General features: G+C 60.5%; 26 protein-coding genes. 3 read left to right on the plus strand and 23 right to left on the minus strand.

All coding sequences use genetic code 11. The annotated features are described in order from the left end of the window. Position 1: 1 nt before the first annotated feature. From pabC to FFS64_RS05605, 8 genes are all read right to left on the minus strand, one after another. Positions 2–817, minus strand: a complete 816-nt coding sequence (pabC, locus tag FFS64_RS05570) for an aminodeoxychorismate lyase (RefSeq protein ID WP_137804531.1) — start codon at positions 815–817, stop codon at positions 2–4. Further along, complete coding sequence (gene fabF / locus FFS64_RS05575; RefSeq protein ID WP_137804532.1) at positions 817–2,061, minus strand: beta-ketoacyl-ACP synthase II; 1,245 nt, start codon at positions 2,059–2,061, stop codon at positions 817–819. The genes pabC and fabF overlap by 1 nt, the downstream gene beginning before the upstream one ends. Before the next feature lie 109 nt (positions 2,062–2,170). Continuing rightward, a complete protein-coding gene (gene acpP / locus FFS64_RS05580) occupies positions 2,171–2,407 on the minus strand; it encodes an acyl carrier protein (protein WP_007987170.1) in 237 nt (78 codons plus the stop codon). Positions 2,408–2,604: 197 nt separating this feature from the next. Beyond that, positions 2,605–3,345, minus strand: a complete 741-nt coding sequence (gene fabG / locus FFS64_RS05585; RefSeq protein WP_096512916.1) for a 3-oxoacyl-ACP reductase FabG — start codon at positions 3,343–3,345, stop codon at positions 2,605–2,607. Positions 3,346–3,361: 16 nt separating this feature from the next. Then, positions 3,362–4,300, minus strand: a complete 939-nt coding sequence (fabD, locus tag FFS64_RS05590) for an ACP S-malonyltransferase (protein ID WP_137804533.1) — start codon at positions 4,298–4,300, stop codon at positions 3,362–3,364. 126 nt (positions 4,301–4,426) lie between these two features. Beyond that, entirely contained in the window at positions 4,427–5,437 is a 1,011-nt protein-coding gene (gene plsX, locus FFS64_RS05595; RefSeq protein WP_137804534.1) for a phosphate acyltransferase PlsX, read from the minus strand. 4 nt (positions 5,438–5,441) lie between these two features. Next, positions 5,442–5,624 carry a 50S ribosomal protein L32 gene (rpmF, locus tag FFS64_RS05600; RefSeq protein ID WP_003179396.1) on the minus strand — a complete coding sequence of 61 codons (183 nt, stop codon included), beginning with the start codon at positions 5,622–5,624 and terminating at the stop codon, positions 5,442–5,444. A gap of 13 nt (positions 5,625–5,637) precedes the next feature. Next, entirely contained in the window at positions 5,638–6,165 is a 528-nt protein-coding gene (locus FFS64_RS05605; RefSeq protein WP_007942001.1) for a YceD family protein, read from the minus strand. Positions 6,166–6,271: 106 nt separating this feature from the next. Here FFS64_RS05605 and FFS64_RS05610 point away from each other — a divergent pair, with 106 nt between their 5' ends. Then, a complete protein-coding gene (locus tag FFS64_RS05610; RefSeq protein ID WP_137804535.1) occupies positions 6,272–6,850 on the plus strand; it encodes a nucleoside triphosphate pyrophosphatase in 579 nt (192 codons plus the stop codon). A gap of 92 nt (positions 6,851–6,942) precedes the next feature. Here the strand turns inward: FFS64_RS05610 and FFS64_RS05615 are convergent, their stop codons facing one another. From FFS64_RS05615 to rluC, 3 genes are read right to left on the minus strand one after another with little or no spacing between them, the layout of a single operon-like run. Beyond that, positions 6,943–7,932, minus strand: a complete 990-nt coding sequence (locus FFS64_RS05615) for a S49 family peptidase (RefSeq protein WP_137804536.1) — start codon at positions 7,930–7,932, stop codon at positions 6,943–6,945. A gap of 25 nt (positions 7,933–7,957) precedes the next feature. After that, complete coding sequence (locus tag FFS64_RS05620; RefSeq protein ID WP_137804537.1) at positions 7,958–8,620, minus strand: HAD-IA family hydrolase; 663 nt, start codon at positions 8,618–8,620, stop codon at positions 7,958–7,960. Continuing rightward, positions 8,607–9,569, minus strand: a complete 963-nt coding sequence (gene rluC / locus FFS64_RS05625) for a 23S rRNA pseudouridine(955/2504/2580) synthase RluC (protein WP_095195564.1) — start codon at positions 9,567–9,569, stop codon at positions 8,607–8,609. The genes FFS64_RS05620 and rluC overlap by 14 nt, the downstream gene beginning before the upstream one ends. 702 nt (positions 9,570–10,271) lie before the next feature. Here rluC and rne point away from each other — a divergent pair. Then, positions 10,272–13,478 carry a ribonuclease E gene (gene rne, locus FFS64_RS05630; RefSeq protein WP_137804538.1) on the plus strand — a complete coding sequence of 1,069 codons (3,207 nt, stop codon included), beginning with the start codon at positions 10,272–10,274 and terminating at the stop codon, positions 13,476–13,478. Between the two features lie 189 nt (positions 13,479–13,667). Here rne and FFS64_RS05635 read toward each other — a convergent pair whose 3' ends face one another. From FFS64_RS05635 to FFS64_RS05690, 12 genes are all read right to left on the minus strand, one after another. Further along, positions 13,668–14,258, minus strand: coding sequence for an NTP transferase domain-containing protein (locus FFS64_RS05635; protein ID WP_137804539.1), 591 nt, complete (start codon positions 14,256–14,258; stop codon positions 13,668–13,670). Beyond that, positions 14,255–15,238: an XdhC family protein gene (locus tag FFS64_RS05640; RefSeq protein ID WP_137804540.1), complete on the minus strand. Its 984-nt coding sequence runs from the start codon at positions 15,236–15,238 to the stop codon at positions 14,255–14,257. Before FFS64_RS05640 ends, FFS64_RS05635 begins: the two co-directional genes overlap by 4 nt. Then, entirely contained in the window at positions 15,238–17,559 is a 2,322-nt protein-coding gene (locus FFS64_RS05645; RefSeq protein WP_137804541.1) for a xanthine dehydrogenase family protein molybdopterin-binding subunit, read from the minus strand. Before FFS64_RS05645 ends, FFS64_RS05640 begins: the two co-directional genes overlap by 1 nt. Next, positions 17,556–18,026, minus strand: a complete 471-nt coding sequence (locus FFS64_RS05650) for a (2Fe-2S)-binding protein (RefSeq protein ID WP_137804542.1) — start codon at positions 18,024–18,026, stop codon at positions 17,556–17,558. Before FFS64_RS05650 ends, FFS64_RS05645 begins: the two co-directional genes overlap by 4 nt. A gap of 319 nt (positions 18,027–18,345) precedes the next feature. After that, a complete protein-coding gene (gene murB, locus FFS64_RS05655; protein WP_137804543.1) occupies positions 18,346–19,365 on the minus strand; it encodes a UDP-N-acetylmuramate dehydrogenase in 1,020 nt (339 codons plus the stop codon). Further along, the gene (locus FFS64_RS05660; protein WP_137804544.1) at positions 19,362–19,826 is read right to left on the minus strand and encodes a low molecular weight protein-tyrosine-phosphatase; all 465 of its coding nucleotides are present in this window, start codon (positions 19,824–19,826) and stop codon (positions 19,362–19,364) included. Before FFS64_RS05660 ends, murB begins: the two co-directional genes overlap by 4 nt. Further along, positions 19,826–20,590 carry a 3-deoxy-manno-octulosonate cytidylyltransferase gene (gene kdsB, locus FFS64_RS05665; protein ID WP_137804545.1) on the minus strand — a complete coding sequence of 255 codons (765 nt, stop codon included), beginning with the start codon at positions 20,588–20,590 and terminating at the stop codon, positions 19,826–19,828. The genes FFS64_RS05660 and kdsB overlap by 1 nt, the downstream gene beginning before the upstream one ends. Further along, positions 20,587–20,772, minus strand: coding sequence for a Trm112 family protein (locus FFS64_RS05670; RefSeq protein ID WP_003179363.1), 186 nt, complete (start codon positions 20,770–20,772; stop codon positions 20,587–20,589). The genes kdsB and FFS64_RS05670 overlap by 4 nt, the downstream gene beginning before the upstream one ends. A 25-nt stretch (positions 20,773–20,797) precedes the next feature. Next, on the minus strand, positions 20,798–21,808 hold the full coding sequence (gene lpxK / locus FFS64_RS05675) for a tetraacyldisaccharide 4'-kinase (protein WP_137804546.1): 1,011 nt from the start codon (positions 21,806–21,808) through the stop codon (positions 20,798–20,800). Next, positions 21,808–22,236 carry a biopolymer transporter ExbD gene (locus FFS64_RS05680; RefSeq protein WP_137804547.1) on the minus strand — a complete coding sequence of 143 codons (429 nt, stop codon included), beginning with the start codon at positions 22,234–22,236 and terminating at the stop codon, positions 21,808–21,810. Before FFS64_RS05680 ends, lpxK begins: the two co-directional genes overlap by 1 nt. Continuing rightward, entirely contained in the window at positions 22,233–22,868 is a 636-nt protein-coding gene (locus tag FFS64_RS05685) for a MotA/TolQ/ExbB proton channel family protein (protein WP_170948694.1), read from the minus strand. The genes FFS64_RS05680 and FFS64_RS05685 overlap by 4 nt, the downstream gene beginning before the upstream one ends. Before the next feature lie 98 nt (positions 22,869–22,966). Further along, the gene (locus FFS64_RS05690) at positions 22,967–25,189 is read right to left on the minus strand and encodes a DNA internalization-related competence protein ComEC/Rec2 (RefSeq protein ID WP_137804548.1); all 2,223 of its coding nucleotides are present in this window, start codon (positions 25,187–25,189) and stop codon (positions 22,967–22,969) included. 136 nt (positions 25,190–25,325) lie between these two features. On the opposite strand from FFS64_RS05690, the gene FFS64_RS05695 reads away from it, so the two are divergent. Continuing rightward, positions 25,326–25,841: a DUF2062 domain-containing protein gene (locus tag FFS64_RS05695; RefSeq protein WP_137804549.1), complete on the plus strand. Its 516-nt coding sequence runs from the start codon at positions 25,326–25,328 to the stop codon at positions 25,839–25,841. The last annotated feature ends 81 nt before the right edge of the window (positions 25,842–25,922 follow it).

Raw genomic sequence — 25,922 nt, forward strand, 5'->3', positions numbered from 1 at the left:
ATCAAGCATCCAGTAGCGCGCAGGCAATGGTTTGGAGTTTACGGGTGAGCGGCCCAACCGGCCAGCTCAGTGCGGCATAGGCATGCACCGGCCAAACGCCATACACGCTGTTGCAGACAAAGACTTCGTCAGCCCATTGCAGCTGTTCGAGCGTGATATCGGTGATTTGCGTGGCAATACCCAGTGACTCGGCTTGAAACAATAATTCGGCACGCATCACCCCCGCCACGCCACAGCGCTTGAGGTCTGCCGTGACGAGTACGCCATCGCGCACCAGGAACAGGTTGCTGAACACACCCTCGATCACCCGACCGGCCTGATCGAGCATCAAGCCTTCGGCATGTTCGGTGTCTTGCCACTCGGAGCGGGCGATGACCTGCTCCAGTCGATTCAAATGCTTGAGACCTGCAAGCAGCGGCTGTTTGGACAGCCGAGTCGTGCATGGAAATAGGCGAATGCCTTGCTCGGCATGAATCGCGGGATAAGCAGCGGGTGGATTGCCTTGCAGGATACGCCGGGCCTGAGCCGATGGATCTGGGGCATAACCGCGCAGACCGTCGCCGCGAGTAAGAATGAGCTTGAGCACCCCCTCACCCAGGGCGGCAGCGTAGGCCAACAGCTCATCGCGGATCAGCCCGGAATCGGTAGCGATGGCCAGGCGCGAACAACCCTCTGCCAGACGCGACAGATGCCGGTCCAGCAACAGCGGTTTCCCACCGCGCACGGCAATGGTCTCGAACAGACCATCGCCGTAAGCCAGGCCGCGATCCTTCAGCGACAACGCGTCAGCCGGCTGACCGTCGACCCAGCTGTCCATCAGCCTGCGAACCGGCGGAACACCAGCGAACCGTTGGTACCGCCAAATCCGAAGGAGTTGGACAGGACCACATCGATATCCATATTGCGCGCGGTGTGCGGCACAAAATCGAGATCACAGCCTTCGCCCGGCTCATCAAGGTTGATGGTCGGTGGCGCTACCTGACTATTGATCGCCAGCACGCTGAAGATTGCCTCGACCGCACCCGCCGCGCCCAGCAGGTGACCGGTCATCGACTTGGTCGAACTGACCGCCAGCTTGTAGGCGTGATCGCCAAACACCGATTTGATCGCATTGGCTTCGGCGAGGTCGCCTGCGGGAGTCGAAGTACCGTGGGCGTTGATGTACTGCACTTGATCGCCATTGACCTTGGCATCGCGCAAGGCATTGGTGATGCAGCGCGCAGCACCCGCGCCATCGGCGGGCGGCGAAGTCATGTGGTAGGCGTCACCACTGGTGCCGAAACCGATCAGCTCGGCATAGATGGTCGCGCCGCGGGCCTTGGCGTGTTCCAGTTCTTCCAGAACCAGGGCACCAGCGCCATCGGACAGCACGAAGCCATCACGGCCCTTGTCCCATGGACGGCTGGCACGGGTCGGCTCGTCGTTGCGGGTCGACAGTGCGCGGGAGGCACCGAAGCCGCCCATGCCCAGACCGCAGGCCGCCATCTCGGCACCGCCGGCAATCATTATGTCGGCTTCGTCATACATGATGTTGCGGGCCGCCATGCCGATGCAGTGTGTACCGGTGGTACATGCCGTGGCGATGGCGTAGTTAGGCCCCTGTGCACCCAAGTGGATGGACAGGAAACCGGAAATCATATTGATGATCGAGCCTGGCACGAAAAACGGAGATATCCGTCGCGGGCCAGTCTCATGCAATGTGCGGCTGGTTTCTTCGATATTGGTCAGACCGCCAATACCCGAGCCCATGGCGACGCCTATGCGCTCACGGTTGGCGTCGGTAACTTCCAGACCGGCGTTACGTACTGCCTGAAAACCTGCGGCCAGACCGTACTGAATGAACAGGTCGAGCTTGCGAGCTTCCTTGACCGACAGGTATTCCTCGACATTGAAGCCCTTTACCGAGCCGCCAAAACGGGTGGAATAGGCAGAAAGGTCGGTGTGTTCGATCAGACCAATGCCACTGCGGCCAGCCAGAATGCCCTGCCAGCTGCTCGGCACATCCGTGCCCAGTGGCGACAACATACCCATACCGGTGACTACGACGCGTCTACGCGACACAGCACTCTCCTTTTTTCAAATGACGACTTTGCATCAGGCCTAAAGAAAAAACCGCACGCCATGTGGCAGTGCGGTTTTTTCCATGACAGCGAGCAACGATTACAAACTATTACGCCTGGTGGGCAGTAACGTAATCGATAGCAGCTTGTACAGTAGTGATCTTCTCAGCTTCTTCGTCAGGGATTTCGGTCTCGAATTCCTCTTCCAGAGCCATCACCAGCTCAACGGTGTCAAGGGAGTCAGCACCCAGGTCTTCAACGAAGGAAGCAGTGTTGACCACTTCTTCTTCTTTAACGCCCAGTTGCTCGGCAACGATTTTCTTGACGCGCTCTTCGATGGTGCTCATACCTTGTTTTCACTCCTAATGGACAAATTCAGGCAGCTGGCCAGTGGGTAAGTGTATAGAAAGACTTTTCAGCTTTTCAACTGAAAGCTTCACTCCTCAAACCCGGTGACCCTCTGCCTATAAATAGATTGCAGCTTTATAACGGATTTTAGACAGCTCGTATGACATTTTTTTGAAGCAATCCGTCACATTTAAACTTACATGTACATCCCGCCGTTCACCGGGATTGTAGCCCCGGTCACGTAGGCTGCACCGTCGGATGCAAGAAAAGCGACCACGGACGCGATCTCTTGAGCTTGCCCCAGACGACCCAGCGGAATCTGCGTCTGCAAGGCTTCACGCTGCGCTTCCGGCAATTCGCGGGTCATATCGGTGTCGATGAACCCTGGGGTTACCGAGTTGACCGTAATCGAACGCGAACCGACTTCACGCGCCAGCGCACGGCTGAAACCTTCCAGACCAGCCTTGGCGGCGGCATAGTTTACTTGGCCTGCGTTGCCCATGGCACCCACAACCGAACCAATACTGATAATTCGTCCCCAACGGGCTTTGGTCATGCCGCGCAAAACGCCCTTGGACAGGCGATACAGACTGTTCAAGTTGGTATCGACGACGTCATACCATTCGTCGTCTTTCATGCGCATCATCAGGTTATCGCGGGTGATGCCAGCATTATTCACCAGAATCGCCGGAGCACCGAACTGCTCCTGAATGCTCGCCAACACAGCCGATACGGACTCGTCGCTGGTGACATTGAGCTCAAGGCCAGTGCCTTGAATGCCATTTTCCTTGAGGGTGGCGGCAATGCGCTCGGCCCCTGAGGCGGAGGTCGCAGTGCCAACAACGATGGCGCCCTGACGACCCAGTTCCAGGGCGATAGCCTGGCCGATACCGCGGCTTGCGCCGGTGACCAATGCAACTTTACCTTGCAGACTCATGCAAGTTTCTCCTGATTCAGGCCAGCGCTGCGCGGGCGGCAGCGAAAGCGTCTGGGGTATTGAGGTTGGAAGTCGATACGCCATCGGCGCAACGTTTGTTCAGACCGGCCAGCACTTTACCCGGGCCGCACTCGACCAGATTGGTCGCGCCCTTGGCTGCCAGCGCCTGGACCGACTCGACCCAGCGTACAGGCTTGTAAAGCTGTTCAAGCAGATCGCGCTTGAGGTTTTCCAGATCGGCCGGCACATCGGCACTGACGTTCTGTACCACAGGAATCTGCGGTGCCTGCCAGTCGACTGCGGCGATCGATTCAGCGAAACGCTCGGCGGCCGGACGCATCAGCTCGCAATGAGACGGCACGCTGACCGGAAGCGGCATGGCGCGCTTGGCACCACGAGCCTTGCAGCCTTCGATGGCACGCTCGACCGCAGCCTTGGCACCGGCGATAACCACCTGACCCGGAGAGTTGAAGTTGACGGCACTGACCACTTCGTCTTGCGCCGCTTCGGCACAGGCCGCCAGAACATCAGCATCGTCCAGACCGAGGATGGCGGCCATGCCACCCTGCCCGGCCGGTACGGCTTCCTGCATCAGCTGACCACGACGCTCGACCAGTTTCACCGCATCGCCAAGGCTCAGACTGCCTGCCGCGACCAGCGCGCTGTATTCGCCCAGGCTGTGACCGGCTACATAAGCCGGGCGTGCGCCACCTTCCGCCAGCCACAGGCGCCACAAGGCGATCGAGGCGGTCAGAATGGCCGGCTGGGTTTTATCGGTTTGATTGAGTTGCTCTTCCGGCCCTTGCTGGGTCAGTGCCCACAGGTCGTAACCCAAAGCATCGGAAGCTTCTTTGAATGTTTCGAGGACAACCGGATGTTGCGCGCCCAACTCGGCCAGCATGCCGAGGGACTGCGAACCTTGTCCCGGAAAGACGAATGCGAGGGAAGCAGACATGTAACAAGCCCCTAATGATCTTGTCGTCGGAGAGTTGACGTCCCGCTCTGGGGGACGCAAGAAACTGACAGTTGGATGGCCAATTGAACTGAGCGGTCACATTTAAGCATTGTCCGACGAAAACGCCTAAAGCAACAAATCCTCCAGACGACCGTGAATGCGTTCCGGCAGGTTTTCCTGTATCTCGATCAAGGCACGGGAAATTGCACTCTGAAACCCCTGCACCCCGGCAGAACCGTGGCTTTTTACCACAATGCCCTGCAAACCCAGGAAACTGGCACCGTTATGCCGCGCGGGCGCCAGATCGGCTTGCAGACGCTTCATCAACGGCAGGGCTAACGCGCCGACCATGCGTGACGGCAGGCTTTTCTTGAATAGCGCTTCGATACGCCCGGCAATCATGGTCGCCAACCCCTCGCTGGATTTGAGCAGGATGTTGCCGACAAACCCGTCACACACCACCACATCCGCCTCACCACGGTACAAACCGTCACCTTCGACGAAACCGATGTAGTTGATACCACGAGCACGTTGCAGCAAGGTTGCGGCGAGCTTCACTTGCTGATTGCCCTTGATGTCTTCGGTACCGATGTTCAGCAACGCCACGCGCGGACGCACGATACCCAGGGTTTCTGCGGCAACCGAGCCCATCACCGCAAACTGCAACAGGTGCTCGGCACTGCAATCGACATTGGCGCCCAGATCGAGCAACTGGCAATAACCCTTCTGCGTCGGGATCGCCGCGACCATGGCCGGCCGGTCGATTCCCGGCAAGGTCTTGAGTACGAATCGAGACAACGCCATCAGCGCCCCGGTATTACCGGCACTGACACAAGCCTGGACCTTGCCGTCGCGCAACAACTCAAGCGCCACGCGCATCGAAGAGTCGGATTTGCCGCGCAGGGCCTGGGCAGGTTTTTCATCCATGGTGATGACTTCGGACGCCGGCGCAATCGACAGGCGCGAGCGATCCACAGCCGATTGGCCAGCGATCAATTCTTCAAGGAGGGAGGGTTGACCGACAAGGGTCAGGTGCAGCGAGGGTGTAGCAGACAGACAAGCAAGGCTGGCCTGAACAATGCTGCGGGGACCGAAGTCCCCGCCCATTGCGTCAATCGCGATGACTTGAGCGGACAAGTGATTACTCGTCAGCGCCCTTGTCGATCACTTTACGGCCACGGTATACGCCTTCTGGCGATACGTGGTGACGCAGGTGAACTTCACCGGTGGTTTTTTCTACAGACAGGGTGCTAGCCTCGAGAGCGTCGTGCGAACGGCGCATGTCACGGGCAGAGCGGGATTTTTTGTTCTGCTGAACAGCCATAATTGATTAACTCCTAAACGTTTGGGTCACGCTTTAACTGCGCCAATACACTGAACGGGTTGGACCGCGTTACCTCGTCCTCGCTCGGTTCGGGCTCATCTGCTCCCGCCGGCTGCTGGCATTCTTCCGGATGATGAGCAGGCACAATGGGCAAGGCGAGCAGAAGCTCCTCCTCGATCAGTGACTGCAGATCCAATGGATCTTCGCCCAGTTCCAGCACGTCATAACCTTTCGGCAACGACTGGGTATTCGCACCCTCCTTCACCACAGCATAACTGCATTCGCTATGGATCGGCAGGGTGACCAGCTCAAGACAACGCTGGCAAACCATTTTGACTTCAGTGTCGATAAAGCTGTGGATGACCACAGATTTACGTTCATCTCGTTCAAAAACGAATTTAGCCTGCACCGTACCGACATTGTCGGAAAGCGGGTCGCAGAGTCTCTCCAAATCGGCCAGCAGCATTTCACCTTGAAGGGTGGTGCCACGGTCAGCCAATTTGCGCGGGTCAACGTGAGGTGGAATCGGGTCATTCAACATAGGCGCAGCATTATAGGGATGCACCCGCCCATGTCAAAGGAAATTCAGCCCTGTCCGTCACTTGCAAGCCTCCGCTAGAATCCTCGCCTGCCTTCTGGAGATACACATGCTGCCTTTATTACTCGCTTCCGGCTCGGCCTATCGCCGGGAATTGCTGGCCCGCCTGCAGCTGCCGTTCACCTGCAGCTCGCCGGATATCGACGAAAGTCATCGCCCGGGCGAGTCCGCCGTTGACCTGGTCAAACGCCTCGCCGAGGAAAAAGCACGGGCACTGACCAGCAGCCATGACGCCCATCTGATCATCGGTTCCGACCAGGTCGCCGTACTCGGCGACAGGATCATCGGCAAACCCCATACTTTCGAAAAGGCCCGTGAGCAGCTGCTGGCCTCCAGCGGCGCCAGTGTCACCTTCCTGACCGGCCTGGCCTTGCTCAACAGCCGGACCGGCCGTTGCCAGGTCGACTGCATTCCCTTCACCGTGAACATGCGCACACTCGACACTGCACGCGTCGAGCGCTATCTGCACGCAGAACAACCCTACGATTGCGCTGGCAGCTTCAAGGCGGAAGGCCTGGGGGTGAGCCTGTTCCAGAGCACTGAAGGCCCTGATGCCACCAGCCTCATCGGCCTGCCCCTGATTCGCCTGGTGGACATGCTGCTGACTGAAGGCGTACAGATTCCCTGAAAGCAAAAAATCGCAGCTTTTGGCAGCGCCTACAGGGATTCGTACACCTGCAGGAGCTGCCAAAGGCCGCGATCTTTTTTACAGCCGAACCTTTAACGCAACGATGGACCGTTAAACCCCATCCACATCGCCAAATGCTCAGCCACGCTGGCTCCGAGCTTTTTCGAGAAGCGATCGAACGGCGACTCCTGAACAGTGAAGTCCACCAGCTCTTTTTCGCCGATTACATCCCGCGCAACATAACTGGCATTGCCCAGACCATCGATCAACCCCAGCGGTAATGCCTGCTCGCCGGACCAGACCAGCCCGGAGAACAGCTCCGGATGCTCCTTGTCCTTCAGGCGTTCGCCACGACCCTGCTTGACGCTGTTGATGAACTGCTTATGGGTCGTATCCAGCACCCCTTGCCAGAAGGCGGTTTCTTCAGGCTTCTGTGGCTGGAACGGATCGAGAAACGATTTGTGCTCGCCGGAATTATAGGTACGACGCTCGACTCCCAGCTTCTCCATGGTACCGACAAAGCCGTAACCGGCCGCCGTCACACCGATAGAGCCCACCAGGCTCGCCTTGTCGGCGTAGATCTGATCAGCCGCACTGGCAATGTAATAGGCACCCGAGGCGCCGAGATCGGAAATTACCGCGTACAACTTGGTATCGGGATGCAATCCACGCAGACGGCGGATTTCGTCGTAGACATAACCCGACTGCACCGGACTGCCGCCCGGACTGTTGATACGCAGAATGACGCCCTTGACCTTCTCGTCATCAAAAGCAGCCCGCAAACTGCCAACGATGTTGTCCGCGCTGGCCGGTTCCTTGTCGGCGATCATGCCGTTCACGTCGATCAGCGCTGTGTAGTTGCCGCTGCGTGCAGCCACTTTTTCCATGTCCATCAACGGCGAGAACAGTGCCAGCGCAATAAACAGGTACACAAAGGTCAGCAGCTTGAAGAAAATCCCCCAGCGACGGGACCGGCGCTGCTCCTGCACACCCGCCAACAGCGTCTTCTCCAACAGCTTCCAGCTCTTTTCGTCACCGCTTTCTGCGCTCGCCTTGGCGGGCGCTTTCCATTCGTCGGCCATACCATCTACCCCGGCAAAAAACCTATTAAGCCCGCTGATTCAGCCAGGCATGCAATTCTGAAAAGCGATCAATGGCCAGCCGCGGCTCGAACAACTTCAGCGCTTCGATCGACTGGGCGCCATAGCTGACAGCCACCGACTCCATGCCGGCATTGCGCGCCATCTGCAAATCGAAGGACGAGTCGCCGACCATCAACGCCTGCTCCGGGCGAACGTCGCAATGGGCAAGGATCTGTTCAAGCATCAGCGGATGTGGCTTGCTGGCAGTCTCGTCGGCCGCGCGAGTGATGTCGAAGTAACCTTCCCAGCCGTGGGATTTCAGCACCCGGTCCAGCCCACGACGCGCCTTGCCGGTCGCGACAGCCAGATGATAACCCTCGGTTCGAAACGCTTCGAGCGACTCGACTACACCCTCGAACAACGGCGAAGGCACTGCCTCTGACGCGATGTAATGATCCGCATAGTGCTGACGAAACGCCACCAGCTCCGCATCACCGATTTCGGGATACAACGTTCGGATCGCCTCCGGCAGCCCCAGGCCGATGATGCCCTTGACGGCGAAATCATCACGCAACGGGAAACCGGATCGTTCGGATGCCACGTGCATCGCTTCGACAATCCGACCAATGGAATCGGCCAACGTGCCATCCCAATCGAAGATCAGCAGCCTGTAATCAGATGGGTGCACTCAGGCGCTCCACGGTTTTTGCCCACATTTCATCGACAGGCGCCTGAAGCTTCAGCTCGCCACCATCGGGCAGCGGCACGGTCAGCATGTAGGCGTGCAGGAACAGGCGCTTACCGCCCAGATCACGGATTTCCTTGCTGAAATCGTCATCGCCGTACTTGGTGTCGCCGGCGATGCAGTGCCCGGCGTGCAGAGTATGGACGCGAATCTGGTGGGTTCGACCGGTGATCGGCTTGGCCTCGATCATGGTGGCAAAGTCACCAAAGCGACGCAGGACCTTGAACACGGTCACAGACTCCTTGCCCTCCTCCTCGTCGACCTCGACCATACGCTCACCGGAGCGCAGATTGCTCTTGCCCAGAGGCGCGCGGACTTGCTTGATCGAAGAGGCCCAATTACCACGAACCAGCGCCATGTAGCGCTTATCGACGCCATCGCCGCGCAGCGCCGTGTGCAAGTGACGCAGCATGCTGCGTTTTTTGGCAATCATCAGCAGGCCGGAGGTATCCCGATCCAGGCGATGGACCAGTTCAAGTTCCTTGGCGTCAGGGCGCAACTGGCGGAAGGCTTCGATCACCCCGAAGCTCAGGCCGCTGCCGCCATGGACCGCGATCCCGGCGGGCTTGTTGATCACGATCAGCGCCTTGTCTTCATAGACAATCGAGGCTTCGAGCCGCTGCAGCAGCCCTTGGGCCAGGGGCACCGGCTCGTCACGCTCAGGCACGCGAACCGGCGGCACGCGCACGATGTCGCCCGCTTGCAGCTTGTATTCGGGCTTGATCCGGCCCTTGTTCACCCGCACTTCGCCTTTGCGCAAAATGCGGTAAATCAAGGTCTTGGGCACGCCTTTGAGCCGAGCGAGAAGGAAGTTATCAATACGTTGGCCGGCATATTCCGGCGAGACCTCAAGCAGTTGTACGCCTGGAGTCGAGGGGGCAGTAGTCGTCATGGCGCGGATGATATCAATTTTTTATGGAATTGAAGCACTTAATCATTACTGCTATAGTCGCGAACGCCGCCAAAAGCGGCCTGGACAGCGGACCAACGGTCAAAAACCGGCCCTGACCAACGCAATTCACCAGGACGCGAGGCCGTCCTACGGGGCTTTAGCTACGTAACGGTGGAGTTTGCAGGTGTAACGAGCGCAGGTGACATGAGGCCTGAATCACGCCGCAAAGCAGAGTTTTTCACTCGCCACGCGAGCCATATTCACGGCCAGTTCACAAAGTGCAGTCAGCTGCGAATGACCCCGAGCGAACGCTTCGGAAACAAACGCCTAAATTAGCCATGATGCGTGACCTCCCCTTTCGGAGCTCACGGTAAATGCCAACCCGCTGCGGATTCTGCGCGCGGCAGCACCCGAATTATCAGGGATACGTGTAGGGTGGAGATGCACAACCGCTGGACTGTGTAGCAATAGGCTTTATCAAGACGCTTCATCTCGTCCACAGCCGCCGGTTGATTCCTCCTCCTGACTGAGTGCTTAAGTAGCCACAGCAAGCAGGACGCGTACGTCGCGATGCAGGCCCACATTGGCCGGACATCGCTGGACACGGGAATGGCCAACCACTCCCGACGCACCTGACACCGACCGTGAGAAGTCGTGTGTGCCGAACGCCGTTTCCGGCAGCCCGGAAACCGACGGTACTACATGAAAAGAATGCTGATTAACGCAACTCAACCTGAAGAGTTGCGTGTTGCACTGGTAGATGGCCAGCGCCTCTACGACCTGGACATCGAATCCGGTGCACGCGAGCAGAAGAAGGCCAACATCTATAAAGGCCGGATTACTCGCATCGAACCAAGCCTTGAAGCTGCCTTTGTCGATTTTGGCTCTGAGCGCCACGGCTTCCTGCCCCTCAAAGAAATCTCCCGCGAATACTTCAAGAAAGCCCCCGAAGGCCGCGTCAATATCAAGGACGTCCTGAGCGAAGGCCAGGAAGTCATCGTGCAGGTCGAAAAAGAAGAGCGTGGCAACAAGGGCGCAGCCCTGACCACCTTCATCAGCCTGGCCGGTCGTTACCTGGTACTGATGCCGAACAACCCGCGTGCCGGCGGTATTTCCCGTCGCATCGAAGGTGAAGAGCGCAATGAACTGCGTGAAGCCCTGAACGGTCTGGTTGCCCCGGCCGACATGGGTCTGATCGTGCGCACTGCCGGCCTGGGCCGCAGCAGTGAAGAAATGCAGTGGGACCTCGATTACCTGCTGCAACTCTGGACCGCCATCAAAGAAGCGTCGCTGGATCGTTCCGCGCCATTCCTGATCTACCAGGAAAGCAACGTGATCATCCGCGCCATCCGCGATTACCTGCGCCAGGACATCGGTGAAGTGCTGATCGACAGCGTCGAAGCCCAGGACGAAGCCCTGACCTTCATTCGCCAGGTCATGCCGCAGTACGCCAGCAAGATCAAGCTGTACGAAGACAGCGTTCCACTGTTCAACCGCTTCCAGATCGAAAGCCAGATCGAGACCGCCTTCCAGCGCGTCGTCGAACTGCCTTCCGGCGGCTCCATCGTGATCGATCCGACCGAAGCCCTGGTGTCCATCGACATCAACTCGGCGCGCGCCACCAAAGGCAGCGACATCGAAGAAACCGCCCTGCAGACCAACCTTGAAGCCGCCGAAGAAATCGCCCGTCAGTTGCGCCTGCGCGACATCGGCGGCCTGATCGTCATCGACTTCATCGACATGACCCCTGCCAAGAACCAGCGCGCCGTGGAAGAGAAAGTCCGCGAATGCCTGGAAGCCGACCGCGCTCGCGTGCAAGTCGGCCGCATCTCGCGCTTCGGCCTGCTGGAAATGTCCCGTCAGCGCCTGCGCCCATCCCTGGGTGAAAGCAGTGGCATCGTTTGCCCTCGCTGCAGCGGCACCGGCATCATCCGTGACGTTGAATCGCTGTCGCTGGCGATCCTGCGCCTGATCGAAGAAGAAGCCCTGAAAGACCGCACTGCCGAAGTGCGCGCCCAGGTGCCGATCCCGGTCGCAGCATTCCTGCTCAACGAAAAACGCAACTCGATCACCAAGATCGAACTGCGTACCCGTGCCCGCATCGTCATTCTGCCGAACGATCACCTCGAAACGCCGCACTTCGAAGTTCAGCGTCTGCGCGATGACAGCCCAGAAGCCGCCACCAACCAGTCCAGCTACGAAATCGCCGCTGCCGCTGCCGAAGTGGAAGAAGTCCAGCCAGCCGCTGCGACCCGCACCCTGGTTCGCCAGGAAGCCGCGGTCAAGACGGCTCCGGCCCGCGCCAACGCTCCGGTTCCAACCGAAGTCGTCGCTCCGGTTGCCGCACCGGTCGCCGCGCCAGAGCCAAGCCTGTTCAAAGGCCTGGTGAAGTCGCTGGTCAGCCTGTTCGCCACCAAGGAAGAGCCTGCCGCTCCGGTCGTGGTTGAAAAACCGGCTGCCGAGCGCCCTGCCCGCAACGAAGAGCGTCGCACCGGTCGCCAGCAGAGCCGCAACCGTAACGGTCGCCGCGATGAAGAACGCAAGCCTCGCGAGGAACGTGCACCGCGTGAAGAACGCGCACCACGTGAACCACGCGAAGAGCGTCAGCCACGCGAAGCCCGCGAAGAAACCCCGACGGTAGCTCGCGAAGAACGCGCACCTCGCGCGCCCCGTGAAGAACGTGCACCGCGTGCTCCGCGTGAAGACCGCAAGCCACGTGGCGAGCGTGAAGAGCGTGTACGTGAACTGCGCGAGCCTCTGGATGCCGCCCCGGCCGCCGCTGCCACCGCTGAAGAACGTCCGGCCCGTCAGCCACGGGAAGAACGCGCTCCACGCCCACCGCGTGAAGAACGTCAACCGCGCGCCGAGCAAGCCGCTGCTGCCGTTGCCGAAGAAGAGCTGCCAACCAACGAAGAGCAACTGCAGGAAGAAGGTCAGGACGGCGCCGAAGGCGATCGCCCACGCCGCCGCTCCCGTGGCCAGCGTCGTCGCAGCAACCGTCGCGAGCGTCAGCGTGATGCCAACGGCAATGTGATCGAAGGTTCGGATGACTCCGAGTCCGGCGAAAGCAGCGAAGCGCCAAGCACTGCCGATCTGGCCGCCGGCCTGGCTGTTACCGCAGCCGTTGCCAGCACCGTGATCAGCGCTCCGGCCGAAGCACAGGCCAACGAGCAAGCCGAACGCGCCACTGCCGCCACCCTGGAGACAGCTCCGGTCGAAGCGCCAGTCGTTGAAGCGACAACGCCGGTCGAAACCACCGCATCGCCGGAAATCGAATTGGCACCCGCGCCTGAGGCACAGCCAGTAGTTGAAGCTGCCGCCGAGCCTGCCATCGTCGCCGAAGCGCCTGCCGTAATTGCGGAACCTGTGGTCGAAGCTGTAACCGAAACCGTTCGTGAAGTTCGCGAAGAGCAAACCGCGTTCAACTGGGTTGCCGAGCCAGCTGTAGCCGAGGCACCAGCACCGGCACCAGCCGCTGAAGCCGAAGTGGCTGAGGCCATGATCTCCGAGCCAGTGGTTGCCGCTGCCGAACCTGCTCCTGCAGTTGAAGCACCGGTTGTTGCCGAAGTGCCTGCGCCAGTGGTCGAAGCCGCGCCTGTCAGCGCCCTGACGCCAAGCGGCCGTGCGCCGAACGACCCGCGTGAAGTGCGTCGTCGCAAGCGTGAAGCCGAGCGCCTGCAGAAGGAAGCCGAACTGGCTGCCGCTGCTGCTTCGGTTGAAGCGGTTGTCGCTGAAGAAACGGCGCCAGTAGCTGCTGAAGTCGTCGAGGCAGCACCTGCCCCGGTTGCCGAGGTCGCCGCCGAGCCAGCTGAATCCGTGATCAACGAAGCCCCGCGCTCCGTTCAGGAAGCGGTAGAGCAACACGAACAGGCCCAGGAAAAAGAACACGAGCCTAAACCTCTCGTCTGATTCCGTCGGCCACTAAAAAGCCCCGCCTGGTGAACCCAGGCGGGGCTTTTTTCATGTCTGCTGTAAAACAGGTAAACCGCGTTATCGTTCATCGCGGGCAAGCCACGCTCCCACAGGTCTTGCGTCGTTCAATGATTATGTAAGCGACACAAGACCTGTGGGAGCGTGGCTTGCCCGCGAAGCGATCTATCAGACAAAGACCAGCTTTTCAGGCACATCCACATCCCACAACACACCGGGATCATCCACCGTTACTTCAACCACCCGCCCCTGCGTAAACAATGCCTTGGCCCCGCGGTCACCGGATAACGCCATCAATCCCGGACCAAAGTTGCGACCAAACCCCACGGGATGTCCGAATTCGCCCTCCTGCACCGGCACACTGATGCAATCATCGGCAACTCGCGCCACGACCTGCCCAATGCTGAACGGTAGGATAAACGGCATATCCCCCAGCACCATCAACCAGCCATTGAGCTGCGCACACGCCGCGACCCCGGCCGCAATGCTGTCACCCATTCCGGTCGACTCGACCAGCACGATCTCGCAGCCATAGGCCTTGGCCATACGGATGACTTGCGGGCGATCCGCGGTGGTCACCAATACACGCTTGTCCAGTTCGGCCGGCAAATTCACCAGCACCTGCTCGATCACCGAACGGACAGCGCCATCAAGCCCCGTACAGTCCGCCAGTAACTTGTCCTTTTCATCGCCTGCAACCTGTCGAAACCGGCTGCCCTGACCCGCTGCCAGAACGATGACGCCGATAGGTTCGCTCATGCGCCCTCCCGCAACGGCTTTTTCTGTTTCAGCTCCACGCCATTCTTGATCGCCACAATCTCGGCTATCAGCGACAAAGCGATTTCCGCCGGGCTATGGCTGCCAATGTGCAGGCCAATCGGACCGTGCAGCCGTTCGATGGACTGCTGCGACAAGCCTAGTTGAGCCAGATTGTCCCGACGTTTCTGGCTGTTGACCCGCGAGCCCAGTGCGCCGACATAAAAAGCCCTGGAGTCGAGGGCCGTGAGCAGCGCCATGTCATCCAGACGCGGGTCGTGGGTCAAAGCGACGATGGCCGTGCGTTCGTCGGTCTGAATATTCAGTACAGCCTCGTCGGGCATGCCCGAGACAAACCGGCCGTGCTGTTCTTCCCAGCCGTAGACAAATTCGCTGCGCGGATCGCAGATCAGCACTTCGAAATCCAGAAGCCGCGCCATCTCGGCGACATAACGGGACAGCTGCCCCGCACCGATCAGCAACAAGCGCCAGCGCGGGCCATAGATCGCACGCAGGGTCTGCCCGTCAAACACCAACGCATCCGTTTTGCTGGCTGGCTGCAGAACAACTTCCCCGCTTGCGATATCAAGCGAACGCGCCACGATTTCATGGGCCTCGCAGCGCATCAGCAACTCGGCGACCCATGCCGGGTCGCCTACGCGCTCTTCGGTCAGACGCAATGTGCCACCGCATGGCAAACCAAAACGCGCTGCCTCCTCGCGGGTCACGCCGTAGGTGATCAGTTGCACCGGTGGCCCATCGGCCGGGATTCGGCCGTCGTGCAACCGCGCAATCAGGTCATCCTCTACGCAGCCACCGGACACCGAACCAATCACCACGCCATCTTCACGCAACGCCAGCATGGCGCCAGGCGCCCGGGGTGCAGTACCCCAGGTCTGGACCACGCTGTACAACACCACCCGCTGACCGGCGCGGCGCCACTCCAGCACGCTGCGCAAGACGTTCAGATCGACACTGTCCATCAGGCTCCTGCCTTATTCCAGCCCTGCAGCTGGTAACGAACCGGCAGGTCGCGGATACGTTTACCCGTGGCGGCGAAGATCGCGTTGCACAGCGCCGGGGCAATCGGCGGCACACCCGGCTCGCCGACACCTCCCAACGGCACGGTACCTGGCGGCGTGACCAGATGCACGGCGACTTCCTTCGGCGCCAGCGACATGCGCGCCACTTCGTACATGTGGAAGTTGTCCTGCTGGACCTTGCCGTCCTTGAAACTGATCTCGCCCAGCACCGCATTGCCCAAGCCCATGACGCAAGCGCCCTCGAACTGCGCGCGAATCCGCTCGGGGTTGATCTGCGGCCCGCAGTCCACGGCGATATCAGCCTTGTGCACGATCAACGTGCCATCGTCTTTGACTTCGACCTCGATTACCGCCGCCACGTAGGTCACGAAACTGTAATGCACCGCCAGACCCAGGCCCCGGCCCTTCGGCAACTCGCGCCCCCAACCGGCGGCATTGGCGGCGGTTTCCAGCACCGTGCGCAACCGTGCTGTGTCGATCGGATAACGCTCGGGCGATTCGCCGTAGTTCCACTCTTCACTCAAGGTACGCGGATCGATTTGCCGGTCAGGGCCGAGCAGCTTGATCTGGTACTTGAGCGGGTCTTCCTTGGCCTTGTGCGCCAATTCGTCGATGAAGCTCTGAATTGCAAAGCCATGAGGAATGTTCGACACCGAGCGGTACCAACCCACACGGGTGTGGACGGTCGCCTCGGGGTTTTCCAGGCGGATGTTGGGAATCGCATAAGCCATGTTGGTGAAACCCATGCCCAACTCGAAAGCCGCCTCGTGATTCATGCCCGGTGCGAACAACGCAGTGATGCTCGGTGCCACCGTACGGTGCAACCAGCCGGACGGCAGGCCATCCTTGTTCAGGCTGGCTTTGAGGTGTTCGACCGACACCGTGTGGAAGTAGGAGCAATGGATGTCGTCTTCACGGGTCCATTGCACCCGCACCGCCTTGCCAGGGAATTCCTTGGCCAGGATGGCCGCTTCGATGATGAAGTCAGGCTTGGACTTGCGACCAAAACCGCCGCCAAGCAAGGTGACATTGAAGGTGACCTTGTCGAATGGCACGCCCAGGCGTTCGCCAATCCGTTCGCGGGTGACTTGCGGCGCCTGGCTCGGCCCCCAGGCTTCGCACACGCCATCCTTGTAACGGGCGATGGCGACCATTGGCTCCATCGGCGACTGTGACAAATGCGGCAGGTAGTAGGACGCTTCCAGCGTACTGTCGGCGCTTTTCATGGCTTCGTCGATGTTGCCGGTGTTGCGCACCACTTTGCCAGGTTTCAGGGACGCGGCTTCCAGCGTCTTGCGGTAAGCAATCGAGTCGTAGCTGGCGTTGGGACCGTCATCCCATTCGATTTTCAATGCCTCGCGGCCCTTAATCGCCGCCCAGGTATTGTTCGCCACCACAGCGACGCCGCCCAGCGGTTGAAACTCCAATGGCAGGGGACGGCTCTCGATCTGCACGACCTTGACCACGCCCGGGACCTTCATTGCCGCCGCGGCATCGAAACTCTTGACCTTGCCGCCATACACCGCCGGCCGGGCAATCGTGGCGAACAGCATGCCGTCGAAATGCACGTCGGCGCCATACACGGCGCGACCGTTGACGATGTCGTCACCGTCGATGGCCTTGGTACCTTCCTTGCCGATGTAGCGGAATTCCGATGGCTGCTTGAGCCTCAGGCTGTCACGCGCCGGTACGGCCAAGGCACTGGCAGCAGCGGCCAGGGCGCCATACTCCAGCTCGCGACCGGAAGGTTTGTGGATGACTTTATGCAGTTGCGCATGGCATTCGCCCACCGGCACTTTCCACTGGTCGGCAGCGGCCTGTTCCAGCATGGTCCGCGCGGCGGCACCACAACGGCGCATCGGTTCGAACCAGTGGCGCATGCTACGCGAACCGTCGGTGTCCTGGTTGCCGAAGCGTATCTCGTCGCCCGGCGCCTGCTTCACTTTGACCCGCGCCCAGTCTGCTTCCAGTTCATCGGCCACGACCATGGTCAGACTGGTACGAACGCCCTGACCCATTTCCGAGCGGTTGCAAACCACAGTCACCGTGCCATCAGTGGCGATGCTGACGTAAACCTTTGGGTCATCGATCCAGCCATTGGGCATGCCGTCGGCACCGAACTTCTTCTCTTTTTCTTCGGCAAAAACGTCTTGCCAGCCCCAGCTCGCAGCGACCACCAGGGCACCAGTGGCACCCACCCCCTTGAGGAAACCACGGCGGCTGAAGTTGCTCAGGGCAAAATCATTCGGTAACCGGCTCATGCCTTGGCCTCCTTCAGGTGAGTGGATGCCTGGCGGATGGCAGTCTTGATACGGTTGTAAGTGCCGCACCGGCAGATGTTGCCGACCATCGCCTCTTCGATCTGTTCGTCACTCGGGTTCGGATGGGTCTTGAGCAACGCAGTGGCGGACATGATTTGCCCACCCTGGCAGTAACCGCACTGGGCCACGGCGGTATCAAGCCAGGCTTGCTGCACGACTTTGCCCACCGGGTCGGCGTGCAGATTATCGATGGTGGTGATGTTCTGCCCGACGACCGAACCGATCGGCGTGATGCAGCTACGCGCCGGAGCGCCTTCGATATGAATGGTACAGGCACCGCACAGGCCCATGCCGCAGCCGAACTTGGTGCCGTTGTAACCGGCCACGTCACGGATTGCCCAGAGCAGCGGCATGTCCTCGGTGACGTCGAGTTGATGGTCTTGACCATTGAGCTTCAGGGTAATCATGGGCACGCCCGCATAGTATTGGGTTATGGGGTCGAGCAATCTGCCGCCGGAAATCGGCGGTTGGCATCACGCAGATCGACTCAGGCTAAAGGGGCTCTCTTATGCCGACGGGGACGTCTGCACCGGGCCTTTGGTGTAACAAATGCATTGCATCGTTAGCTCGCTAAGTTAACGCAGCATTAACAAAAAAGCCCTGCTGAGACAGGGCTTTTTAGCTGCAAGCTTTAAGCTGCAAGCTTCAAGTAGAAGCAATGCAGCAAAGCTCGATATCTAGAGATTGTAGCTTGCCGCTTTAAGCTTGAAGCTTGCCGCTGCTCCACTAATACCGGTTCGGCTCCATTTCCAGCTCGACATGGAAACGTTCAGAAATGTCTTTCTGGATACGCTGCGCCAGGTCGAGTAATTGCAACCCCGTCGCGCTGCCGTAATTGACCAGCACCAGCGCCTGCAATTTGTGCACACCCGCATCGGCTTCGCGGAAACCTTTCCAGCCTGCCCGCTCGATCAACCAGCCGGCGGCCAGTTTCATCTGCCCGTCGGGTTGCGCGTAGGCCACCAGATCCGGGTATTCGCCTTTGAGCCGGGCTACCAGCGCCGCCGACACCAAGGGGTTCTTGAAGAAACTGCCGGCGTTGCCGAGCACCGCAGGGTCCGGGAGCTTTTCGTTGCGAATGCTGCAAATGGCCTGGCTGACATCGGTGGGGGTCGGATGTTCGATACCTTGGTCGGTCAGGCGTTGACGCACCGGGCCGTATTCCAGATGCAGGTGTGCGGTGCGATCAAGGGTGAAACGCACGCGCAAGATCAACCAGCGCCCCGGCTCCTGTTTGAACAGGCTGTCACGGTAGGCGAAGTTGCATTCTTCCAGGGTGAAGTCACGCAACTCACCGCTCTGGCGATCGAGGGCAGTCAGGCCGGCGAAAACGTCCTTGATCTCTACCCCATAGGCGCCAATGTTCTGCATCGGGGCTGCACCCACGGTGCCGGGAATCAGGCTGAGATTTTCCAATCCCGACAGTCCATGCACCAGCGTGTGTTGCACAAACGGGTGCCAGGGTTCGCCCGCCTCGGCTTCAATCACCACTTTGCTGCCGTCGTCGCTCAGTACGCGAATACCGCGTGTGGCCATGCGCAGCACCAGCGATGGGATATCGGCCGTCAGCAGCAAGTTGCTGCCACCGCCAATCACCAGCAGCGGCACCTCATGCGCCTGTGCGTAGGCCAGGGCTTCCCGCACGTCGGCGTCACTATGGGCCTCGGCAAACAGGCGGGCCTGAACGTCCACGCCAAAACTGTTGTACGGTTTGAGCGAAACCTGCGATCGCACCTGCAAACTCATAACCGTCCCTTCAGTTCGATCACCAGCCGATCACTGGCACGCTCGATCAAGTCCAGCACCTGCTCGAAACCCTGGTCGCCGTCGTAATACGGGTCAGGGACTTCATCGACTTCAGATTCATAGCGGCGCAGGAACAGATCCAGCTCAGCCTTGCCCTTGGCCGGCTGCAAGGCCTTCAGGTTGCGCAGGTTGCTGTTGTCCATCGCCAGGATCAGGTCGTACGCGGCGAAATCGGCGCGGGTGACTTGCTGGGCGCGCTGGGCCGACAAGTCATAGCCACGCAGCTTGGCCGCGGCCTGGCTGCGCCTGTCCGGCGCCTTGCCGACGTGCCAGTCACCGGTGCCGGCGGAGGCGACTTCGACTTGATCGGCCAGCCCCGCCTCACGCAGTTTGTGTCGCAACACACCTTCGGCGGTGGGTGAGCGGCAGATGTTGCCCAGGCAGACAAACAGAACCCGCATCAGGCCTCCAGCAGGCGACGAACGCGCTCAAGGTCTTCAACGGTGTCGACACCGGCCGGCGGCGCGATGAGCGCGTCGGCGACGTGAATCCGTACGCCATGCCAGAGTGCCCGCAGCTGTTCCAGGCATTCGGTGTTTTCCAGCCAGCACGGTCCCCAGCTGACGAAGTCATGCAGGAAACCGGCGCGATAGGCATAGATGCCGATGTGGCGACGGTAAGGCACGCCCTGCGGCAACTGTTCACGGCTCTGGGCAAAGGCATCCCGCGCCCATGGCAATGTGGCGCGGCTGAAGGTCAGTGCCAGGCCATTGATGTCGCTGACGACCTTGACCACATTGGGATTGAACAGGGTTTCAACGTCTTCGATCGGCTCGCCCAGGGTGGCCATGCGCGCTTCAGTGTGGGCCGCCAGGTTGGCGGCGACCTGATCGATCACGCTCGGCGGGATCAGCGGTTCGTCACCCTGGACATTAACCACGATGGCGTCTGGCGCCAGGCCCAGATTCGTCGCGACTTCCGCCAGGCGATCGGTGCCGGAATTGTGATCCTCGCGGGTCAGCACCACTTCGGCGCCAAAGCCCATGCAGGCCTCGACGATGCGTGCATCGTCAGTCGCAACCACCACACGCTGGGCGCTGCTTTTGCTCGCCTGTTCCCAGACGTGCTGGATCATCGGCTTGCCGGCGATCAACAGCAGCGGCTTGCCCGGCAAGCGGGTGGAGGCGTAGCGCGACGGAATGACAACGGTAAAGGCTGTGGTCATTTATCCAGACGCTCGTCGGTGGTCAAGGTGCGGGCTTCGGATTCGAGCATCACCGGGATACCGTCGCGAATCGGGTACGCGAGGCCTGCGCCCTTGCTGATCAATTCGGTCTTGTCGGCGCTGAGCTTGAGCGGGCCTTTGCAGACCGGGCAAGCGAGGATGTCGAGCAATTTGGTGTCCATGAACATTCCCTGGATAAATACGGTTTTAAGGCAACAGACGAGCCGGCAACAGGCGCATCAACTGTGTATCGAACCAGGCCACGAAGGCCGGCGACGGCACAGCATCGACCGCCAGGTACCACCAGTCGGCGGCGGCGAAGGCACGGCACTTCACCGCGTCCTTTTCGGTCATCACCAACGGCAATGACGGGGTGAAATTCAAGGCCTGCACGCTGTATTCGGCGTGGTCGGCGAATGCATGCGGGACTGGCTGCCAGTGTAGCGTTTCGAGGGTCTTGAAGAAACGCTGCGGGTTGCCGATCCCGGCCACGGCGTGCAGCGCCTGGCCTGGGGCAAAGTGGTCGAGAGGACGCCGTTCGCCGCTGCGCAGATTGATCAATGCAGTCGGCTGCAACTGGAAGGCATAGCCACCCTCGCGGTCATCTGCAGCACCGTTGTAGAGCACCGCGTCGACGCTTTGCAGACGTTCGGCCGGTTCGCGCAATGGCCCGGCCGGCAAGCAACGCTGGTTGCCCAGACCACGGGCGGCGTCGATCAACACCAGTTCCAGATCGCGAGCCAGGCGGTAATGCTGCATGCCGTCATCAGAGAGGATGAGGTCCAGTGGCTCGCTGGCCAGCAAGGCTTTGACGGCGCGGCTGCGGTCCGGGTCGATCATCAAGGGCACGCCCGTGCGCTGAACGATCAACAGCGGTTCGTCGCCGGACATTCCTGCGCTTTGATCTGCCTCGACCCGCCACGGCAAGTGCGGGGGTTTGGCGCCGTAACCGCGACTGACCACGCCGACCCGCAAGCCGCTGCGCTGGCAATGCTGGATCATCCACAAAATCAGCGGCGTCTTGCCGGTGCCGCCGACAGTGATGTTGCCGACAACGATCAACGGCACAGGCGGCTGATAGATTTCGCCTTCGCCCGCCAGGAAACGCTTGCGCTTGTTGTTGACCACGCGCCGGTAGAGCCACTCCAGTGGCTGTAACAACGTCAAGGCCGGATGACCTCGATACCAGGCGGTGAGCAGACGATCGGACATGGCCATCAGGGCGCGGACGGCGCCGCCTCGACTGTGGTCATGCGCAAGTGGTTGAAGCCAAGCTTGCCGGCGGCATCCATGGCGATGATCACAGACTGATGCTGGGATTTGCCATCGGCGCTGATGGACAGCGGCCGATTGGTATCGCCGTTGGATTCTTTCTGCAGGGCTTCCATCAAGCTGGCCAGGTCGCTTTTCGGCAAGATCTGATTGTTCACCGAGAACACACCCTCGGCACTGATGGCGATGTCCAGTTGTTTGGTCTGATCCTCAGCCGGCGATCCGCTGACCGCTTCCGGCAAATCAACGCGCAACTGGGTTTCACGGGTAAATGTCGTGGTCACCACGAAAAACAGCAGCAGGATAAACACCACGTCGATCAGCGACGCGAGGTTGATGTCCACGTTCTCCCGTTGCTTGCGGCGGAATTTCACGCTTTGCCCCCAGCGAGATCCACATCTCGGTCGCCCTGAACGACTTCGACCAACTTGATCGCTTCCTGCTCCATGCCCACGACCAGTTCATCGATCCGGCGTTGCAGGAAACGGTGGAAGAACACCGAAGGGATACCGACCATCAGGCCCGCGGCCGTGGTGATCAGCGCCTTGGAGATACCCCCGGCCAGTACGGAGGCATTGGTGGTCATGCCCGTGCCCATGAACGCGCTGAAAATGTCGATCATGCCCAGCACCGTACCCAGCAAGCCCAGCAGCGGCGCCATGGCGGCAATGGTGCCCAGGGCATTGATGTAGCGTTCCAGTTCGTGGATGACCCGTGCGGCAGCCTCTTCGATGCACTCCTTCATGATCTCGCGACCATGCCTGGAGTTGGCCAGGCCCGCCGCCAGGATCTCGCCCAACGGTGAGTTGGCGCGCAATTCCTTGAGCTTCTCTTTATTGAGTTGCTTGTCCTTGATCCAGACCCAGACCTGCCCAAGCAAGTGCTCGGGGGTCACGCGGCTGGCACGCAGGGTCCAGAGACGCTCGGCAACGATCGCCATGGCCGCGATGGAACTCAGGATGATCGGCAGCATCATCCAGCCGCCGGATTTGACCAATTCCCACACAGTGTCAGTCCCCTCGAAAAAGTGCGCCACTCTAACATAGGGGCTGGACGCACCGAAGACCGTGATGTCGCATCCGGTCGGGCTTTCATGATCCGCGGTCACTGCACAGAGCGCCAGAAACGCGGTTCCTGGCGCATCGACCACGGCGGTTTGAAGTGCCCCAGTGCCAGACGGATGGCACCCTGCTCGGCGCTGTCATGGATCGTCATGTCGCGAGCTCGATAACGCGCAATGACGGTGGGATGGGGATGGCCGAAGGTATTTCCCTGGCCGCGGGAGATCAGTGCCGCCTTGGGTTGCAACGCGGCGAGCAGGGCCATCGATGACGAACTGCGACTGCCGTGGTGCGGTGACTGCAACCAATCGGTGGTCACGGCCAGCGGACTGTCGAGCAGGACTCGTTCGGCCGCAGCGTCGATATCACCGGTCAGCAGCAATCGCTCGCCATTGGCTTCGATCTGCAGCACGCAGGATTTTGGATTGCTTTCCCGGGCATCCGCCCATCGCCAGAGTTCAAAATTCACACCGTCCCAGGTCCATTGCCGACCGCTCTCGCATTCCCCGGCTTGCAGTTCCGCCGGCAACTCCTCAGGTTCGCCACTGATCACCTGCTTCACCGGCAGTCCCTTGGCGACCGCACGCGCGCCACCGGCATGGTCGGCGTGGGCGTGGCTGATCAGCATCAGGTCGAGACCGTCCACGCCCAATTTGCGCAGCGTCGGCAGAACTACGCGCTCGCCCAGGTCGTTATCACCCAAACGCGGCCCCGTGTCATAGAGCAGCGCGTGATGGCGGGTGCGCACCAGGATGGACAACCCCTGCCCCACATCCAGCTGCCAGATTTCGGCCATGCCTTCAGGCAGATTGGATCGGGGCGGAAAAACCAGCAATAGCAGCAAAGGCCAGCCCAACGGCCGCAGCGGAACGCCTCGCGGCAACAAGAGCAGGAACGCACCGAGTGCCCCCATGCTCCATACCCACCAAGGAACCGCCACGGGTATCCACGCGGGAACCTGCCCGGCCATCAACGCCAGGCCCTTGAATAACCAGTCGATCAGTCCTCCAGCCAGCCACAGCAAGCCCTCCCCCACATAAGGCACGGGTAGCAGCAGGGTTCCGAGCAAGGCAGGCGGTAGCACCAGCACGCTGATCCAGGGCACTGCCAGCAGATTGACGAGCGGCCCACTGAGGCTGATCGGCAACCCCAACACCAGCAATAACGGCCCCAGGCCAATGGCGATCAGCCATTGGGCGCGGGTCCAGGTTTGCCACCATCGCCAGGGACCCAGGCGACCGCCGAAGGTGAAAATCAGTACCGCCACCGCCCCGAACGACAACCAAAACCCCGGTTGCAGACTGGCCAGCGGGTCCAGTAGTAGAACGCCATTGAGCGCCAGCAACAGCGGCCACCAGGCGCCGAGGTGGCGAAATCGCAGGCGCCACAACAGCACCAGACCGACCATCAGACAGGCACGGCGTACCGGCACCTCAAAACCGGCCAACAACCCGTAACCGAGGGCCGCCGCGAATGCCAGGCCGCAAGCCCAGGGCAGCCACGGCAGACGGTTTGGCCACAGCCCATAGCGGGCAAGCCCGGCGATCAGCATATAGACCAGGCCCGCCAGCAACCCGATGTGTTGCCCGGAAATCACCAACAGATGCACGGTGCCGGTGTCCTGCAACACCTGCCAGTCTTCGCGACTGAGCCCGCTACCATCCCCCAGTACCAGCGCCGCCAGTGCGCCCGTTCGCCCTTGAGCATCTACTGCCTGTAATTTCTGACGAATGCCATCACGCCAGGCCCCTCGCGCCTCGGCGAGTCGCTCACCGTCCTTGACCGTCCCGGTCGCGCCGATACCACGCGCCAGCAACCAGGCCTCGTAATCGAAGGCATGGGGATTGAGCAGCCCGGCGGGACGCTTCAACTTGACCGCCAACCGCCAGCGCTCGCCGCTGTTGACAGGCGGTCCGTCATACCAGGCCAGGCGCATGAGCTGCGGCACTTTTGCGCGCCGTGACCGGGCGTCGGCCAGTTCGAAACGCACGACGCCCTCGCCGTGCTGGGGCAGTCCCGCTACCCGACCTTCGATCCAACGTGTTTCGCCATCAAGCTTCGGTGCCAACCGATCATCCAGCGCCCATTGCGCCTGTGCACAGGCCCAACTCAAACCGAACAGGAAAAACGCCACGGGGTACGTCCTGAACGGCAACAACATCAAACCCACCACCGGCATCAACAACCACAACCCGACCGGCGGCAACGCCGGTAAAAAACGCAGGGCCAGTAAACCCAGCGCCAACGCCACCATCCCTGTGCGCATACGCCCGTCCTAGAGAGTTCCGTCTCTAGTCATAGCGGTTCGACCGCACGGCCGTCGTTATCAATTGTCACAAAGTCTGAATGGGCGGTTCATAGAATCCAGACATACTTGCCGCCTTAATCGACCGAGAAGCCCTATGCCCCGGCGCTTATTCAAACGTTACATGCCAGATCCGACCAGCATCAGGGAACACAAATCCTTACGCTTTCTCGGCACGCTGCTGCATGACCCGAACCTCTGGCACCTCAACCGCCATTCCGTCGCCCGGGCGATGGCCGTCGGTCTGTTCGCGGCGTTCCTGCCGATTCCGCTGCAGATGCTGCTCGCCGCTATCCTCGCCATCGTCGTGCGCGGCAATATGCCGATTGCCGTCAGCCTGGTCTGGCTGACCAATCCGATCACCATGCCCGCCGTTTTCTTTTGCACCTATCAGACCGGCGCCTGGCTGATGGACGTTCCCGCCCGCCGTCTGCCGGACGAATTGACCTGGGAATGGATCAGCGGCGAACTCTCGACCTTGTGGCAACCGTTCTTGCTGGGCTCGGTGGTGACAGGACTGGTGCTCGGTGCGTTGGCCTATTGTCTGGTGATGATGTATTGGCGCTGGTGGGTTGCGCGGCAGTGGAGACGGCGCCGGCAGAGTCGGATGTGAGAATGCAAAACGGCCTCCGATTGGGAGGCCGTTTTTTTATGGTGCCTGGAATGACGCCTTCGCGAGCAGGCTCGCTCCCAC

Source organism: Pseudomonas sp. G(2018), from assembly GCF_005502415.1.
GTDB lineage: Bacteria > Pseudomonadota > Gammaproteobacteria > Pseudomonadales > Pseudomonadaceae > Aquipseudomonas.

Coding starts and splice junctions, on each gene's coding strand:
- FFS64_RS05695 (WP_137804549.1), top strand. CDS start 25,326: ATGCCCCGGCGCTTATTCAAACGTTACATGCCAGATCCGACCAGCATC.
- FFS64_RS05690 (WP_137804548.1), bottom strand. CDS start 25,189: ATGCGCACAGGGATGGTGGCGTTGGCGCTGGGTTTACTGGCCCTGCGT.
- FFS64_RS05645 (WP_137804541.1), bottom strand. CDS start 17,559: ATGAGCCGGTTACCGAATGATTTTGCCCTGAGCAACTTCAGCCGCCGT.
- kdsB (WP_137804545.1), bottom strand. CDS start 20,590: ATGACCACAGCCTTTACCGTTGTCATTCCGTCGCGCTACGCCTCCACC.
- acpP (WP_007987170.1), bottom strand. CDS start 2,407: ATGAGCACCATCGAAGAGCGCGTCAAGAAAATCGTTGCCGAGCAACTG.
- rluC (WP_095195564.1), bottom strand. CDS start 9,569: ATGACGACTACTGCCCCCTCGACTCCAGGCGTACAACTGCTTGAGGTC.
- FFS64_RS05635 (WP_137804539.1), bottom strand. CDS start 14,258: ATGAGCGAACCTATCGGCGTCATCGTTCTGGCAGCGGGTCAGGGCAGC.
- FFS64_RS05660 (WP_137804544.1), bottom strand. CDS start 19,826: ATGCGGGTTCTGTTTGTCTGCCTGGGCAACATCTGCCGCTCACCCACC.
- FFS64_RS05670 (WP_003179363.1), bottom strand. CDS start 20,772: ATGGACACCAAATTGCTCGACATCCTCGCTTGCCCGGTCTGCAAAGGC.
- FFS64_RS05650 (WP_137804542.1), bottom strand. CDS start 18,026: ATGATTACCCTGAAGCTCAATGGTCAAGACCATCAACTCGACGTCACC.
- rne (WP_137804538.1), top strand. CDS start 10,272: ATGAAAAGAATGCTGATTAACGCAACTCAACCTGAAGAGTTGCGTGTT.
- FFS64_RS05610 (WP_137804535.1), top strand. CDS start 6,272: ATGCTGCCTTTATTACTCGCTTCCGGCTCGGCCTATCGCCGGGAATTG.
- FFS64_RS05615 (WP_137804536.1), bottom strand. CDS start 7,932: ATGGCCGACGAATGGAAAGCGCCCGCCAAGGCGAGCGCAGAAAGCGGT.
- rpmF (WP_003179396.1), bottom strand. CDS start 5,624: ATGGCTGTTCAGCAGAACAAAAAATCCCGCTCTGCCCGTGACATGCGC.
- FFS64_RS05640 (WP_137804540.1), bottom strand. CDS start 15,238: ATGGACAGTGTCGATCTGAACGTCTTGCGCAGCGTGCTGGAGTGGCGC.
- FFS64_RS05605 (WP_007942001.1), bottom strand. CDS start 6,165: ATGTTGAATGACCCGATTCCACCTCACGTTGACCCGCGCAAATTGGCT.
- fabD (WP_137804533.1), bottom strand. CDS start 4,300: ATGTCTGCTTCCCTCGCATTCGTCTTTCCGGGACAAGGTTCGCAGTCC.
- lpxK (WP_137804546.1), bottom strand. CDS start 21,808: ATGGCCATGTCCGATCGTCTGCTCACCGCCTGGTATCGAGGTCATCCG.
- fabG (WP_096512916.1), bottom strand. CDS start 3,345: ATGAGTCTGCAAGGTAAAGTTGCATTGGTCACCGGCGCAAGCCGCGGT.
- murB (WP_137804543.1), bottom strand. CDS start 19,365: ATGAGTTTGCAGGTGCGATCGCAGGTTTCGCTCAAACCGTACAACAGT.
- pabC (WP_137804531.1), bottom strand. CDS start 817: ATGGACAGCTGGGTCGACGGTCAGCCGGCTGACGCGTTGTCGCTGAAG.